Origin of the sequence: Streptomyces sp. NPDC090442, assembly GCF_044769405.1 — a bacterium.
In the GTDB taxonomy this organism is placed as follows: domain Bacteria; phylum Actinomycetota; class Actinomycetes; order Streptomycetales; family Streptomycetaceae; genus Streptomyces.
Map to the genome: position 1 here is coordinate 37,034 of NZ_JBIVXW010000040.1, position 15,147 is coordinate 52,180.

The following is a 15,147-nucleotide window of genomic DNA, read 5'->3' on the forward strand; positions in this document are numbered from 1 at the left end:
CGTCCTGGACGGTGCGGACCGGGGGCAAGCCTGGAATTCGGCCTGGATCGCCGGGCATCGCCGAACCGTAAACGCAACTCTAATAGCGTTATCATGGGGATGCCACACTCCCCGAACCAACGCAATTGGAGTTGCAGTTGACTGGTGATACCGAGAAGAGGCCGGCCGGGAGCGACGCCCCGGCGAGCGCCTCCACCCCCGGCACCCGGCGCCCCGGCGGCCGCACGGCCCGCACCCGGGCCGCCGTCCGCGACGCCGTGCTGACCGGTCTCACCGAACTCGGCTACCCCGGCCTGACGGTCGAGTACGTCGCCGAGCACTCCGGGGTGCACAAGACCACGCTCTACCGCCGCTGGGGCGACCTGGAGGGGTTGATCGCCGACGCCCTGGACCTGGCGGGCGAGGACAGTTGGCGGCCGCCCGACACCGGGTCCCTGGAGGGCGATCTGCGCGCCCTGGCCCGCGAGGTCGTCGCCTCGTTCACCGACCCCGCGGCGGGCGCCTCCGGTTCCGCGATGATCGCGGCCGGCTTCCAGTCGGAGCGGGCGGCCTCGGCGCTGCGCGCCTACTACGACGAGCGGTTCGCGCGCTGCGAGGCGGTGGTGGAGCGCGCCGTGCGGCGCGGGGAGTTGCCGAGCGGCGAGGGGGCCGTCGTCGACGCCGGGGCGCTGGTCCGAGCCGTGCCCGCCCCGCTGTTCTTCCGGCTCTTCGTCACCCGGGAGGCGGTCGACGAGGCGCTCGCCGACCAGGCCGCCGCGGCGGCGCTGGCCGCGGCGCACGCGGGGGTCTTCACCCGCGACCGGTCGGCCGGCGGCGGACTCAACTCCCCGGAGCGGACGGGCTGATCAGCGGGTTCACACCGTCCAGGAGGGTTCGAGCTGCACCACGTCGCCCGCGATCGCCTGGACGTCGGCGGCTATCTGGGCCCGCAGCGCCAGCCGCTCCACCCGCTCCGGACGGTACTTGCCGCGCTCGGCCGCGGACTGCCACATGGACAGGACGAGGAACTCCTCGCCCGGAGCCCGCCCGACCATCCCCCGGAGCATGCCGGGCGACCCGGCCATCGCCGGGTTCCAGACCTTCTCCTGCATGAGCACGAAGTGGTCGACCCGTTCCGGGCGCACCTGGCAGTGCGCCAGCCGCAGCACGTCCGCGTCCCCGAAGGCCGGCCGGAACCCCACCTTCACGTCGAATTCGTGCTCGAACAGCCGCACTTGGCCATCCTTGTAGGTGCCGGTCTGGGCGGCCGCCAACCGGTCGTGCGAGCGCGCCATGAAGGAGTCGTAGAACGCCCGGCTCTCCCAGAAGCCGACCATGTGGGCGACACCGGGTCGGGACCTGCTCCAACCGCCGGCCTGCCCCCGGAAACCGGGCTCCCCCAGGAGCCCGGCCCATTTCCGCTGCCCCCGTTCGAACCCTCGGCGGTCCACGACGGTAAGGCGAATCCACTTGACCAGCACCGCGCCATGGTAAGGCCCGCGGACCGGCCGATCCGCTGCACACCGGGCCCCGACCGGCCCGAACCCCCTTACGTCCACGGATCGATGGGGATCGGTACCGCCAGGCACCGTTCCGCCTTCTCCACGACGGCGAGACGCGGGGCTTCCAGTCGGCGCGCGGCACGCCGACTCCCCCGTCCCCCTCACACAGCTCGTAGCCGGCAGGTCTCGGAAGGTCCGCGGTGTTCCCGACCGTCGCGCGCACGGCCGGGTGGACACCCCGCCCGCCCGAAGTCGCCACCACGGCCCCCTCTTGAGGGGGCACGGCAATGGCTCACCGTACGGGGCACCGGGACCGCCCTCGGGTCACGCGGACCGGCAGCGCCGTCACCCCCACTGGTGCCGCACGGAGTGACCTCCGGTCGCCAGGGGTTGACGGTGTCCCCGTAGAGGAGGCTGCGGGTGGGCATGTCCGGACGAACTCCGCTCCCTGTTCGCCCGGTTGCTTGGCGAAGCCACCGGGATCGCCGCCCCGGAGCAGGCCGCGCACCCGCCTCGCCCTCGCCGACGGCCTCATCGGCCGCCTCCTCCCCCGTCGGAGCCCTAGACGCCCTCGGCGGCCGCCTCACCCGTCTGCGGAGCGAAGCGGCGGCGTGAGCGGCAGGCACCGGGGTGACGGCGAGCGGCGAGCGGTGAGCGGCGAGCGGTGAGCGGTGAGCGGTGAGCGGTGAGCAACGATTTCCGGGGACAACTCCCCCGGATACCCGGAGACTTGTCGACACGACTCACCCCGGCTCACGGCTCACGGCTCACGGCAATCCGAAACAATCCGCGCCGCGGTGAAGGCAATGCACTCATTGCACCGAGGTGCATTCCGCATTGCACCGACGATCAATGGGCGGATTGCGCCGGCGATGCGAACGCCCCTGGCCGGCCGCGCATTTCACGGGCCGGCGCCCGAGGGAGCGTGGGACCATGGAGGAACACGGGGTAATTCCAAGGCAGTTGTCTGCGGCACTCGCGGGCTTCAGTCACGGGAGCTGACGGAAGGGAGCCCGGTGAACACGTTCAACAAGGGCATCGAGAAGGTCGTGGTGGCGCTCGGCTGGGACCCCAGCCCCATCGGCGAGCCGGACATCGACCTGGACATCATCGCGGCGACGTACTCGACGGATGCACCGCACGGAGAGCCGGCCTACCTGGTGCACTTCGACAGCCGGTCACCGGACGGAACCATCACCCTCAACCGGGACAGCCGCACCGGCCAAGGGTTCGGTGACGACGAGGTGTTGACGCTGGAGTTGAGCCGGGTGTCCGAGCGCTACTCCCGCGTCGTGGTGGGCGTGGTGATCCAACAGGCGCACGGCCGGAAGGTCTTCGGCGAGGTGGAGAACACCCTCGTCGAGGTCCGCGAGGGGTACGACAAGCTGGCGCGGAACGACTTCGCCGGGGTCGAGGACTCGACGGCGGCGGCGGTCGCCGAGTTCGTCCGGGACGCCCACGGCGAATGGCGGTTCCAGCAGGTGCTGCGCGGGTTCGACACCGATCCGGAGACCTTCACCAGAGTGATGGGGAACTGACGGGCGCGGACACGGATAGCGGGGTGGGGAGGCGGCACAGGCCCGCCTCCCCACCCCGCTATCCCGTCGCTCAGCACCCCACACCCCGCCCCGTCACCCGCCTGCCTTCTTGCGGCGGCGGTGGGTCGCGACCCGTTCCCGGGTGGCACAGGGCGATGAACAGTAACGGCGGGCGCTTCCCGGGCCCGCCCCCAGGTAGAGGGTGGCGCAGTCGTGCGCCTCGCCCATAGCCATCCCGGGTTACCGCGCTATCTGGCCGTCGCCCTGTTCGCGCGGCTGGCCGAGGAGGGCATGGCCGTGGCCGCGGTCCTGTTGGCGCTCGCCCGTACCGGGAGTGCCGGCCAGGGGGCGTTCGTCCTCACCGCCTGGATGGCACCGCACGTACTCGCCGCTCCCCTAGTGGGCACCCTCGCCGGGCGGACCCGACGGCCTCGACTGTTCCACCTCGCAGCTCTGGGTGGCTTCGCCGCGGCCATCGCCACGTTGGCGGTGCTCACCGGGCGCGCCCCGGCACCGGTGACGCTGACCGTGGCCCTGCTCGGCGGCTGCTGCGGCCCGGCGGTGTCCGGCGGACTGTCGGGGCGCATAGCCGACTTGGTTCCCGCTGGGCCGGCGCGCGACCGTGCCTACGCGCTGGACGCCGCGGTCTACAACGCGGCCTCGGTCGCCGGCCCGGCCTTCGTCAGCGTGCTTGCCGGACTGTGGTCACCGGGCCCGGCGACGGGGCTCCTCGCCGGGTCGGCGACGGTCGCCGCCGTGCTCTCCCCCGGTCTCTTCCGCGGGCGCGTGCGGCCCGGCACCAGTCAGCAGGATGGCGGGCCCGGCACGGCCGCCGTGCGGTCCGGGACCGTCGCCGGCCTGTCCGCCGTGGTGCGCGTCCGGGAACTACGGGCGATCACCGCCGCCACCTGCCTGGCGTTCGTCGGGATCGGCGGACTGACCACCACCACGGTGCTGCTCGCCGCCCATCGTGGCCATCCGGGCAGCGGCGGCGCCCTGATGACCGCGTTCGCCGCAGGGGCGCTCACCGGGGCACTGGCCATGGCCCGATGGCGGCCCCGTGTGACGGCCCAACTGATGGCCACGGTTGCCCTGTTGGGCACCGGGGCGGCCCTCGCTGCCGCCGCGTTGGCACCTTGGCCCGCGGCCGTCGTGGCGCTGTTCATCGTGGCCGGGCTGTGCGACGGGCCGTTGCTGACCGCGACGTTGCGGATCCGGGCCGACCACGCTCCGACGGCCGTACGGGCCCAGGTGTTCACCCTGGGAGCCGGCCTGAAGATCACGGCGGCGGCCTGCGGCGCGGGCCTCACGGGTCTGGCCACAGGTCTGGCGCTGCCGCCGTCCACCCTGCTCCTGACGATCGCCACCCTCCAGATCATGGCGGCACTGCTCCACACGCTCCTTCTGACGAGCAGCCGGCACCCATCCCCGCCCGAAGACAACCACACCGAGGACAACCACACCGAGGGCAACGCCACTAACGCCAACCCCACTGACGGCAGCCCCACTAACGCCAACCCCACTGACGGCAGCCCCAATCCGGACAACTCCCCCAAGCCCCAACCCACTCAGCGCGGAGCGACACAAGCGCACCCGGGAACAGTCCAATAGCGGCACTCCACCCCCAACAAAACCCACAACCCCCACTCCGAAGCTCCCTGACTCCCCAACTCCCCACCCTCTAATGCAATTTCCCACCCACGGCCACCAGCCACCCCACACCCACCACCCCATAGCCACTTGCCCCACCATTCACCCCCGCCCAGGACTACGGCCATGCCAGTCCTCACCGCGGGCGACGGGGCCGTGCTCGCCCATCACTCCCAGGGAAATGACAGAGGCGAACCCCCGCTCTGCCTCCCTGGCGGCCCCCTGCGCGCCTCCGCCTACCTCGGCGATCTGGCCGGCCTGGCGGAACACCGCCAGTTGATCCGGCTCGATCTGCCCGGCACCGACGCATCCGGCATTTCCGCCGACCCGGCGACCTACCGTCGCGACCGACAGGTCGATGACGTCGAGACGCTCCGCGCACACCTCGGTCTCGAACGCGTCGACGTTCTCGCACACTCCGCCACCGGTGATCTCGCGACTGGGACGCCATCGCCCCGTTCTTCTACGGGCGTTGGGACGGCACGGCCCAAGCGGACGCCGCCACCGAGGTCCCGCAGACCAACGAAGGGGCCACGGAGCGGTACGCGTCCGCCGACCGCTTCCCGTGGTTGGACGACCCGGACCGCTTCGCCCGGACCGTCACCGCATTCCTCCCCTAAGCCCCTCACCGCGCACACCGCACACCGCACACCGCACACCATCAAACCCCAGGCACGCACGTTCACAGGAACCCCACCCACGCCAAAGCGGCGGAGCCCGGTTTCTCACCGGACTCCGCCGCCCTGATAGTGCTCAACTCATGCCCGGCGGCCGCTCATCGGCCGCCGCCCCGTCGGGGCGCGGGGCTCAGCTGCAGCCGCTGGTCGAGCCGCAGCCCTCGCAGAGGTAGCAGCTACCGGCCCGCTGCATCTTGGTGCCGCAGGAGAAGCAGAGCGGGGCGTCCGCGTTGATGCCCAGCTGCATCTCCACCAGTTCGGCGTTGGTGTGCGCCTGCTTGGGGGCCGGCGCCGCGCTCTCCTCGACGACCGGGGCCGACGCGCCGGACTGCTTGGGCGCCTCCACCTTCGGGGCCGACTGGGCCAGGCCCTCGACGTCGACCTCGTCCTCGGGCAGCTCGTACGAACCGGTCTCCAGGTGACGCTGGCGCTCCTCGACGGAGTGGATGCCCAGCGCCGAGCGGGTCTCGAACGGCAGGAAGTCCAGCGCCAGTCGGCGGAAGATGTAGTCGACGATCGACTGCGCCATCCGCACGTCCGGGTCGTCGGTCATGCCGGCCGGCTCGAAGCGCATGTTGACGAACTTCGAGACGTAGGTCTCCAGCGGCACGCCGTACTGGAGGCCGACCGACACCGCGATGGAGAAGGCGTCCATCATGCCCGCGAGGGTCGAACCCTGCTTGGACATCTTCAGGAAGACCTCGCCGAGACCGTCGTCCGGGTAGGAGTTGGCGGTCATGTAGCCCTCGGCGCCGCCGACCGTGAAGGAGGTGGTGATGCCGGGACGGCCCTTGGGCAGGCGCTTGCGGACCGGTCGGTACTCGACGACCTTCTTCTCCGCGGGCTGCTCGGCGACCTCGGTCTTCTTCTCCGCCTCCTTCTTCTTGGCGGAGAGCGGCTGGCCGACCTTGCAGTTGTCGCGGTAGATCGCGAGCGCCTTCAGGCCCAGCTTCCAGCCCTGGTAGTAGACGTCCTCGATCTCCTCGACGGTGGCCGTCTCCGGGACGTTGACCGTCTTGGAGATCGCACCCGACAGGAACGGCTGGGCCGCGGCCATCATCCGGACGTGGCCCATCGGGGAGATGGAGCGCTCGCCCATGGCGCAGTCGAAGACCTCGTAGTGCTCCGGCTTGAGGCCGGGGGCGTCGACGACGTTGCCGTGGTCGGCGATGTGGGCGACGATCGCCTCGACCTGCTCGGGCTGGTAGCCGAGTCGCTTGAGCGCCTTGGGGACCGTGTTGTTCACGATCTGCATGGAGCCGCCGCCGACCAGCTTCTTGAACTTGACCAGCGCCAGGTCCGGCTCGACGCCGGTGGTGTCGCAGTCCATCATCAGGCCGATGGTGCCGGTGGGGGCCAGCACCGACGCCTGGGCGTTGCGGAAGCCGCTCTTCTCGCCGAGGCGCTGCACGTCCTGCCACGCCTCGGTGGCCGCCGCCCAGACCGGGTTGTCCAGGTCGTCCATGCGCTTGGCCGCGGCGTTGGCGTCCGCGTGCTGCTTCATGACGCGCTTGTGGGCGTCGGCGTTGCGGGCGTAGCCGTCGTACGGGCCGACGATGGCGGCCAGTTCGGCGGAGCGCTTGTAGGAGGTGCCGGTCATCAGCGAGGTGATGGCACCGGCCAGGGCGCGGCCGCCGTCGGAGTCGTAGGCGTGACCGGTGGCCATCAGCAGGGCGCCGAGGTTGGCGTAGCCGATGCCGAGCTGGCGGTAGGCGCGGGTGGTCTCGCCGATCTTCTGGGTCGGGAAGTCCGCGAAGCAGATCGAGATGTCCATGGCCGTGATGACCAGCTCGACGACCTTGGCGAACCGCGCGGCGTCGAAGGACTGGTTGCCCTGGTCGTCGTCGCGGAGGAACTTCAGGAGGTTGAGCGAGGCGAGGTTGCACGAGGAGTTGTCCAGGTGCATGTACTCGCTGCACGGGTTGGACGCGGTGATGCGGCCCGACTCCGGCGAGGTGTGCCAGTGGTTGATGGTGTCGTCGTACTGGATGCCGGGGTCGGCGCAGGCCCAGGCGGCCTCGGCCATCTTGCGGAAGAGCGACTTGGCGTCGACCTCCTCGATGACCTCGCCGGTGAGCCGGCCGCGCAGGCCGAAGTTGGCGCCGGACTCGACGGCCTTCATGAACTCGTCGTTCACGCGGACCGAGTTGTTGGCGTTCTGGTACTGGACGGACGTGATGTCGTCGCCGCCCAGGTCCATGTCGAAGCCCGCGTCGCGCAGCGCGCGGATCTTCTCCTCTTCCTTGACCTTGGTCTCGATGAACGCCTCGACGTCGGGGTGGTCGACGTCGAGGACGACCATCTTGGCCGCGCGGCGGGTGGCGCCACCGGACTTGATGGTGCCGGCGGAGGCGTCGGCGCCGCGCATGAAGGAGACCGGGCCGGAGGCGTTGCCACCGGAGGAGAGCAGCTCCTTGGAGGAGCGGATGCGGGAGAGGTTCAGGCCGGCGCCGGAGCCGCCCTTGAAGATCATCCCCTCTTCCTTGTACCAGTCCAGGATCGACTCCATGGAGTCGTCCACGGAGAGGATGAAGCAGGCGCTGACCTGCTGCGGCTGCTTCGTGCCGACGTTGAACCACACCGGGGAGTTGAAGCTGAAGACCTGGTGGAGCAGGGCGTAGGCCAGCTCGTGCTCGAAGATCTCAGCGTCGGCCGGGGAGGCGAAGTAACCGTTCTCCTCACCGCCCTTGCGGTACGTCTTGACCACGCGGTCGATGAGCTGCTTGAGGCTCGACTCGCGGCTGGGGGAACCCACTGCGCCGCGGAAGTACTTGCTCGTGACGATGTTGACCGCGTTCACCGACCAGAACTCGGGGAACTCGACGCCACGCTGCTCGAAGTTGACCGAGCCGTCGCGCCAGTTGGTCATGACGACGTCACGGCGCGCCCACTCAACCTCGTCGTACGGATGCACGCCGGGGGTGGTGTGGATGCGCTCGATGCGCAGACCCTTGCTCGCCTTGCTGCCCTTGGCGCGGGAGCCTCGTGCCGGGCCGCTCGTCGTCTCTGTCATTCCGCCTCCCTGTATACGGGCAAACGCCCATATGTGCACACAAATTCCGTGGCACGGTGTATGTCTTTCCTGAGTCGGGACGCCCTGCTCTCGTCCCGGCTCAGGTCTGGATGCTCGCCGAGCTCTAGTCGGCAGCGTTGGCGGGCACGGGAACGACCGGCTCGCCGGTCTCCTCGTCGGCCCCGCCGTGCGCGGGCGGCCCCTGCTCGCGCTGCTCACGCAGCTCGGCGATGGCCGCCTCGAAGTCTTCAAGTGAGTCGAACGCCCGGTAGACGGACGCGAAGCGCAGGTACGCGACAAGGTCGAGTTCCTGCAGCGGGCCCAGTATGGCGAGCCCGACGTCATGGGTGGTCAGCTCGGCGCTGCCGGTGGCGCGCACCGCCTCCTCGACCCGCTGGCCGAGCTTGGCGAGGGCGTCCTCGGTGACCGGGCGTCCCTGGCACGCCTTGCGCACGCCCGCGATGACCTTGGTGCGACTGAAGGGCTCGGTGACCCCGCTCCGCTTGATCACCATCAACGACGCCGTCTCGACGGTCGTGAAGCGGCGGGAGCAGTCGGGGCACTGGCGCCGGCGGCGGATCGCCGTCCCGTCGTCCGTGGTGCGGCTGTCGACGACCCGACTGTCCGGGTGCCTGCAGAAGGGGCAGTGCATGGCTCCACCCTCCTCAACCCTCGGAAACGGACGTACGCCAAAGAGAACCGGCGTACGACGACGGACACCTCCGGCCGGCCCCTGCGGGCCCTTCGGAGCAGCCACCAGCATAGGCGATCCCTGGGGCCCGACGGACCCGGCACCACAACTTGTAGGCGGCCGACCGCATCTAAGCACTAGATGTGGTGTCGGGCCGCTTATATCTGCCTACCGCGTGTCGCGTTGGCGGTGCGGGCGCGGGCCGTCCAAGAGGGTACGGGAAGCCACCCGGCGCGGGGTCCGGAGGGGCGGGGATGACACAATCGGCGACGCCGCGGCGGGCCGTCGTCGCGGTGCCGTCGGCCGCCTTTCACGGCGGGTTCCGGTCGGCATTCCGGAGCGGAATCCGGGCGGGAATCCGAGGCCGGGCGCCCCGGGGGCCCGAATTGCCATTCGGCTATACACCGCACCGCTTGATCAGGTCAGCCAATCGCGGAATTTTTCACTCGAACGTGTGTTTGGCGCAACCTTTCGAAAGCAACTACCGTTGGCTAACTAGGGAGAACATTTCGAGAGGGGCCGACGTGACCACCACCGCAGACAGCGCGACCATCACCGCACAAAGCCACTCCCAGAGCCGATTCGAGCAACCGCAAAGGGCACCGCGGCCGATGGACGAGACCACGTCGGACTCCGAAGAGCACAAGCCCACCCGCTCGTTGCCGGGTCGCCCTCCGGGTATTCGTGCCGACAGCTCCGGACTCACCGACCGCCAGCGCCGGGTGATCGAGGTGATTCGGGATTCGGTGCAGCGGCGCGGCTATCCGCCGTCGATGCGGGAGATCGGCCAGGCCGTCGGGCTCTCCAGCACCTCCTCCGTCGCGCACCAGCTCATGGCCCTGGAGCGGAAGGGCTTCCTCCGGCGCGACCCGCACCGCCCGCGGGCGTACGAGGTCCGCGCCTCTGACCAGCCGACGAGCGCGGCGACGGAGACCGCCGGCAAGCCCGCCGCGTCCTACGTCCCGCTGGTCGGCCGGATCGCGGCCGGCGGCCCGATCCTGGCCGAGGAGTCCGTCGAGGACGTCTTCCCGCTCCCCCGCCAACTGGTCGGCGACGGCGAGCTGTTCGTGCTGAAGGTCGTGGGTGACTCGATGATCGAGGCGGCCATCTGTGACGGCGACTGGGTCACCGTCCGCCGCCAGCCGGTCGCCGAGAACGGCGACATCGTCGCCGCCATGCTCGACGGGGAGGCGACCGTCAAGCGCTTCAAGCGCGAGGACGGCCATGTGTGGCTGCTGCCGCACAACGCCGCGTACCAGCCCATCCCCGGCGACGAGGCGACCATCCTCGGCAAGGTGGTCGCGGTGCTGCGCCGGGTCTGAGGCCACCCCACGACCGGGCCCCGGGACGGAACCACTGCGCCGGTTCCGTCCCGGGGCTCTGTACTGTCCGGGAGTCGCTCCCGGGACCCGCGGGAGCGACTCCCGGGCCCCACCCGCGCTACTTCTCCGCCGCCTCGGCCTCCTTGGCCACCTGGTCGATCCGGGCCAGCGAGCGGCGGACCTGATTCCGGTCGGTGGTGTACCAGAAGTCCGGCATGGACCTGCGGAGGAAGGAGCCGTAACGGGCCCGCTCCACCCGTGGGTCCAGCACCGCGACCACGCCGCGGTCGCCGGTGGCCCGGACCAGACGGCCCGCGCCCTGGGCCATCAGCAGCGCGGCATGGGTCGCCGCGACCGCCATGAAGCCGTTGCCGCCGGCCTCCTCCACGGCCTTCTGCCGGGCGCTCATCAGCGGGTCGTCCGGCCGCGGGAACGGCACCCGGTCCATCACCACCAACTGGCAGTTGGGGCCCGGCACATCCACGCCCTGCCACAGCGACAGGGTGCCGAACAGGCACGTCCGGGCGTCCGCGGCGAACGTCCGGATCAGCTCACCGAGCGTCTCCTCGCCCTGGAGCAGGACCGGCATGTCCAGCCGGCCGCGCATCGCCTCCGCCGCGGCCTGGGCGCCCCGCATCGAGGAGAACAGCCCCAGCGTCCGGCCGCCGGCCGCCTCGATCAGATCCGCCAGCTCGTCCAGCATGTCGTCGCGGCTGCCCTCCCGGCCGGGCTGGGCGAGGTGCTTGGCGACGTAGAGGATGCCCTGCTTGCCGTAGTCGAAGGGCGAGCCGACGTCCAGGCCCTTCCACACCGGCTCGTCCTCGCGCGCGGTGCCCTCCGGGCCCAGGCCCAACGAGGCGGCCACGCCGTTGAAGTCGCCGCCCAGCTTGAGGGTGGCGGAGGTCAGCACCACGGAGCGGTCGGTGAACAGCTTCTCCCGCAGCAGGCCGGAGACCGACAGCGGTGCCACCCGCAGCGAGGCGCCGAAGCGGTCGTGGCGCTCGTACCAGACCACGTCGTACTCGGAGCCGCCGGCGATCCGCTCGGCGACGTCGTGGACGTTCTCCACCGAGGCCAGGGCCTGCTTGCGGACGGCGTCCTCGTCCTGGACGGACTTGTCTCGGGTGGAGCCGAGCGCGACGATCACCGTACGGGCGGCGTCCCGCAGCGCCATCAGGCAGTACCCCAGCTCCTCGGGGATCTCCTCCAGGCGGCCGGGCAGCGCCAGCTCCATCAGCCGCTCGAAGGTCTCCGCGGCGGTCTGGAGCTGGTCCGCCGCCTTCTCGTTGACCAGCTTGGCGGCGCGGCGGACGGCGCGGTTGACCTGGCCAGGGGTGAGCTCGCCGGTGGCCACGCCGGTGACCCGGGAGACCAGCTCGTGGCCCTCGTCGATGATCAGCACCTCGTGCTGCGGCAGGACCGGGGCGCCCTCGATGGCGTCGATCGCCAGCAGCGCGTGGTTGGTGATCACCACGTCGGCCAGCTTGGCCCGCTCCCGGGCCGCCTCGGCGAAGCACTCCGCGCCGTACGCGCACTTCGACGCGCCCACGCACTCCCGGGACGAGACCGACACCTGGCCCCAGGCCCGGTCGGAGACGCCGGGGGTCAGGTCGTCGCGGTCGCCGGTCTCGGTCTCGTCCGCCCAGTCCCGCAGCCGCAGCAGGTCCTGGCCCAGCTTGCTGGTGGGCGCGGCCTGCTCGAAGACGTCGAAGAGGCCGTCCTCCTCGTCCTGCGGGGCGCCCTCGTGGAGGCGGTGCAGGCAGACGTAGTTGGAGCGGCCCTTGAGCATCGCGAACTGCGGCCGGCGGCGCAGCTGCGGATGGAGCGCCTCCACCGTCCGCGGCAGATCGCGCTCGACGAGCTGGCGCTGAAGGGCGAGGGTGGCCGTGGCGATCACCACCCGCTCGCCATGGGCCAGCGCCGGCACCAGATAGCCGAGTGACTTTCCGGTGCCGGTGCCGGCCTGTACCAACAGGTGGGCGTTGTCGTCCACGGCCTCGGCGACGGCCTCGGCCATGGCCACCTGGCCGGGCCGCTCGGTGCCGCCGACGGCGGTGACGGCGGCATGGAGCAGATCGGGGAGAGAGGGCTTCGTCATAGCGTCTGCAAGCCTACGCGGGACCACCGACAGCAGGGTCGGTCACGGGGCGTGCAGGGGGTTGGGGATGGTGCCGTGGACGGCGGCGTGCGGGCGGTCACGGCGGTCGCGGTAACCGTCCACGTGCAGCCGGTTGCGGTTCAGGCAGAGCCGCTCGATCTCCGGGGTGAGCAGGTCGAAGGTCTCCTGCCGCTCCTTGAGGTGCGGGAAGCGCTCGTGGTGCCGCAGGATCTCCGCCCGGACGAGTGACCAGAACTCCCCCTCGGGAACGCCCAGTTGGTCCTCGCACAGCGGCGCGAGGTACCGGAAGACGCCGACGAACAGGCCGGAGTGGATGAACTGGGTGAGAAATGCCGGGGGTTCGGTCAGCAGCACCGCCCGGACGTCGTCCGGCATGCCGTCGTGCTCCGGCAGCGGGTGGGCACTGGTGTTGACGTCGTCGACGAAGTCCTTCATGGCGAGGCGGGTGGGGATGTCGTTCTCGTCGAAGACGACGATGGCGTTCTCGCCGTGCGGGGAGAAGACCGTCCCGTACTGGTAGAGGAAGTGCAGCAGCGGCGGCAGGAGGGCGGCGAAGAGCCGCGCCAGCCAGCCTTGCGGGGTCAGGCCGGAGCGGGCCACCAGTTCCGTGGTCAGCGCGCGGCCCGCGGGGTCGGTCTGGAGCAGCGAGGCCAACGTGCGGGCGCGCTCGCCCGGTACGAGGTAGTGGGTGAGCGGCTCCCGCCAGATACAGCCGAGCAACTCCTTGTACTGGTACGGGACTCCGGGCAGCCGGTCGTAGAGGGGGTGCTCGACGGTGACGGAGGCGGTCTCGCCGAGCAGGATCACCCGCGTCTCGTCGCGCAGATACGTATCGCCGTCGCGTAGCGAGTGCATCCAGCCGGTGACGGCGGGGGCGGCGAGGGTCCGTTCGGTGGGCAGGCCGCGCCAGACGAGGGTGTTGAGGATGGACAGCGGGAGTTTGACGGTGCGTGCCTGGGGGCGGGTGAGGTTGAGGAAGGTGCGGATCGACTGCTGCGGGAGGCGGAGGTCGTTGTCAGTGGGCAGCGCGATGATGGATCCGTCGGCGAGTTGCGGAGCGAAGAGCGGGGCGATGGTCTCGTCCCACTGCCAGGGGTGGACGGGGAGGTAGAGGTAGTCGGCCGGGTCGCGGCCGGCGTCGGCGAGGGTGGCGGCGAAGGCGCGTGCGGTGGCGGGGTCGAGTTCCCCGTCGTAGAGGCGATCGGGGGTGGCGAGCGCGGGGACGCCGCGGTAGTGGGCGATGCGGCGGTGGGCGGCGAGCCAGGGCAGCCGCTGCGGCGTGCGGGCCTCGGGGGCCCAGGTTTCCGCGTCGGCGGCGGAGAAGCCGAGTCGGCCCTTGTTGGCGACCAGCCAGGGGTGGCCGGTCTGGTGGCCTTCGAGCGTGGCGTAGTCGAGGTCGGCGAGCTCCGCGGCGCTGAGCGCGGTGGCGTCCAGGCGGGTGTCGGCGGCGAGGGTGGCGGTGAGTTCGCGGATGAGATGGCCGGTGGTGTCGCCGGACAGGCCCAGGACGGTGTCGTGGGCCCGGGTCAGGAAGAGGAGGGGATCGGCGTGCGGGGTGATCGAGTCGGCGTCGACCCGCCAGTGCCCGTAGGCGCCTCTGCGGGCGGTGAAACGGTAGGTGAGGTCCTCGGCGACGGGCAGGCGGTAGCGGGTGCGGCCATCGGGGGCTGGGCCCTCGGGTGCGGGGGTGAGGATCTCCTCGTAGGCGAATTCCCCGAGGGTCTTGGCGAACAGCCTGCGGGCGGCGCGCTGCCAGGCATCCTGCGACGGGCCGGGCCCGGACGACGTGGACGGGCCGGGCCGGCCGGCGGGAGCGGAGGGACGGGACACAGGAGGCAAGGTGGGACTCCTCGGTGCGGGACCGGCCGGGCACGTGCGGGGGACAACCGGGCCGGCGGGGTGGATGACGGAGCGGACCAGGGCCGTCGACGGACGGCCCCGGGGTCAGAACTGGTGGCGGTGGGCGCGGTCGCGGACCATCAACGCCGCGCGTTTCTCGGGCAGTTGGATCTCCTCCTCGTAGCGGAAGCCGGCGCCCAGGAAGGCCGCGACGGAGGGAGTGTTGCGCAGGTCGGGTTCGGCGATGACGCGTCCGCACCGCGGGCGGCGGTCCAGGACGAGGTCGGCGGTGGCGCGCAGCAGCGCGGTGCCCAGGCCGCGCCCGCGGTCGCGGCCGGCGCCCAGCAGCAGGTGGATGCCGGTGTCGTGGGGCCGCGCCGGGTAGTAGCGGGCGACGCGGTCCAGGTCGGCGCGGTAGATCTCCCAGTAGCTCATCGGGACACCGGCCAGCACGCCCAGGCAGGGCACGCTGCGACCGTCGCCGGCCAGTTGGGCGCGCAGGTGGGCGGCGGTGGTCTCCGGGGGGCCGGCCAGCTCCCAAAAGGCGTTCACGACCGGCTCGTTCATCCAGGAGACGATCCGGTCCAGGTCGCGCCCGAGGTCCACGGGGACGAGGGCGAACGGCCCGGCGGGAGTGTCCGCCGGCGGCCAGGCGGCCAGGTCGTCCAGCAGCGGGCCCGCGGCCGGGGTGGGGGCTGCGGGCGGCACCGCGCCGGGGTGGGGCGCGGGCGGGTCGCCGTGGGTGGCGTCCGGCGGGGAGGTGAGGCCGGATTCGGTCGGGGGCACGTGGCGCCCTCCTGTGGGGGCTGGGGACAAC

General features: G+C 71.3%; 12 protein-coding genes and 1 pseudogene. 5 read left to right on the forward strand and 8 right to left on the reverse strand.

The genetic code is table 11. The annotated features are described in order from the left end of the window. Positions 1 to 137: 137 nt before the first annotated feature. Positions 138 to 845: a TetR-like C-terminal domain-containing protein gene (locus tag ACIQU6_RS26370; protein ID WP_403484148.1), complete on the forward strand. Its 708-nt coding sequence runs from the start codon at positions 138 to 140 to the stop codon at positions 843 to 845. Between the two features lie 9 nt (positions 846 to 854). On the opposite strand, the gene ACIQU6_RS26375 is transcribed toward ACIQU6_RS26370, so the two are convergent. Both ACIQU6_RS26375 and ACIQU6_RS26380 read right to left on the reverse strand, forming a co-directional pair. Continuing rightward, complete coding sequence (locus ACIQU6_RS26375) at positions 855 to 1,460, reverse strand: YdbC family protein (protein WP_274912843.1); 606 nt, start codon at positions 1,458 to 1,460, stop codon at positions 855 to 857. Between the two features lie 148 nt (positions 1,461 to 1,608). Next, positions 1,609 to 1,909: pseudogene (locus tag ACIQU6_RS26380) on the reverse strand (hypothetical protein); the annotation flags it as partial. Positions 1,910 to 2,497: 588 nt separating this feature from the next. Here ACIQU6_RS26380 and ACIQU6_RS26385 point away from each other — a divergent pair. Further along, positions 2,498 to 3,019, forward strand: a complete 522-nt coding sequence (locus ACIQU6_RS26385; protein ID WP_403484149.1) for a TerD family protein — start codon at positions 2,498 to 2,500, stop codon at positions 3,017 to 3,019. Between the two features lie 93 nt (positions 3,020 to 3,112). On the opposite strand, the gene ACIQU6_RS26390 is transcribed toward ACIQU6_RS26385, so the two are convergent. Continuing rightward, positions 3,113 to 3,253, reverse strand: a complete 141-nt coding sequence (locus tag ACIQU6_RS26390) for a CGNR zinc finger domain-containing protein (protein ID WP_403484150.1) — start codon at positions 3,251 to 3,253, stop codon at positions 3,113 to 3,115. On the opposite strand from ACIQU6_RS26390, the gene ACIQU6_RS26395 reads away from it, so the two are divergent. Next, positions 3,233 to 4,630 carry an MFS transporter gene (locus ACIQU6_RS26395; protein ID WP_403484151.1) on the forward strand — a complete coding sequence of 466 codons (1,398 nt, stop codon included), beginning with the start codon at positions 3,233 to 3,235 and terminating at the stop codon, positions 4,628 to 4,630. The two genes, ACIQU6_RS26390 and ACIQU6_RS26395, sit on opposite strands and share 21 nt — an antisense overlap. Positions 4,631 to 4,795: 165 nt before the next feature. Further along, positions 4,796 to 5,416 carry an alpha/beta fold hydrolase gene (locus ACIQU6_RS26400; protein WP_403484152.1) on the forward strand — a complete coding sequence of 207 codons (621 nt, stop codon included), beginning with the start codon at positions 4,796 to 4,798 and terminating at the stop codon, positions 5,414 to 5,416. A 60-nt stretch (positions 5,417 to 5,476) separates the two neighbouring features. Here ACIQU6_RS26400 and ACIQU6_RS26405 read toward each other — a convergent pair whose 3' ends face one another. Together ACIQU6_RS26405 and nrdR are read right to left on the reverse strand one after the other, a co-directional pair. Then, positions 5,477 to 8,359, reverse strand: coding sequence for a vitamin B12-dependent ribonucleotide reductase (locus tag ACIQU6_RS26405; protein ID WP_403484153.1), 2,883 nt, complete (start codon positions 8,357 to 8,359; stop codon positions 5,477 to 5,479). Between the two features lie 124 nt (positions 8,360 to 8,483). Then, positions 8,484 to 9,011, reverse strand: coding sequence for a transcriptional regulator NrdR (gene nrdR / locus ACIQU6_RS26410; RefSeq protein ID WP_403484154.1), 528 nt, complete (start codon positions 9,009 to 9,011; stop codon positions 8,484 to 8,486). A 563-nt stretch (positions 9,012 to 9,574) separates the two neighbouring features. On the opposite strand from nrdR, the gene lexA reads away from it, so the two are divergent. Continuing rightward, positions 9,575 to 10,372: a transcriptional repressor LexA gene (gene lexA / locus ACIQU6_RS26415; RefSeq protein WP_403484155.1), complete on the forward strand. Its 798-nt coding sequence runs from the start codon at positions 9,575 to 9,577 to the stop codon at positions 10,370 to 10,372. A 118-nt stretch (positions 10,373 to 10,490) separates the two neighbouring features. Here the strand turns inward: lexA and ACIQU6_RS26420 are convergent, their stop codons facing one another. The 3 genes from ACIQU6_RS26420 to ACIQU6_RS26430 form a co-directional block, all read right to left on the reverse strand. Next, a complete protein-coding gene (locus ACIQU6_RS26420) occupies positions 10,491 to 12,470 on the reverse strand; it encodes an ATP-dependent DNA helicase (protein WP_403484156.1) in 1,980 nt (659 codons plus the stop codon). Positions 12,471 to 12,512: 42 nt separating this feature from the next. Beyond that, a complete protein-coding gene (locus ACIQU6_RS26425; RefSeq protein WP_403484189.1) occupies positions 12,513 to 14,321 on the reverse strand; it encodes an IucA/IucC family protein in 1,809 nt (602 codons plus the stop codon). A 114-nt stretch (positions 14,322 to 14,435) separates the two neighbouring features. After that, complete coding sequence (locus ACIQU6_RS26430; protein ID WP_403484157.1) at positions 14,436 to 15,116, reverse strand: GNAT family N-acetyltransferase; 681 nt, start codon at positions 15,114 to 15,116, stop codon at positions 14,436 to 14,438. Positions 15,117 to 15,147: the final 31 nt, after the last annotated feature.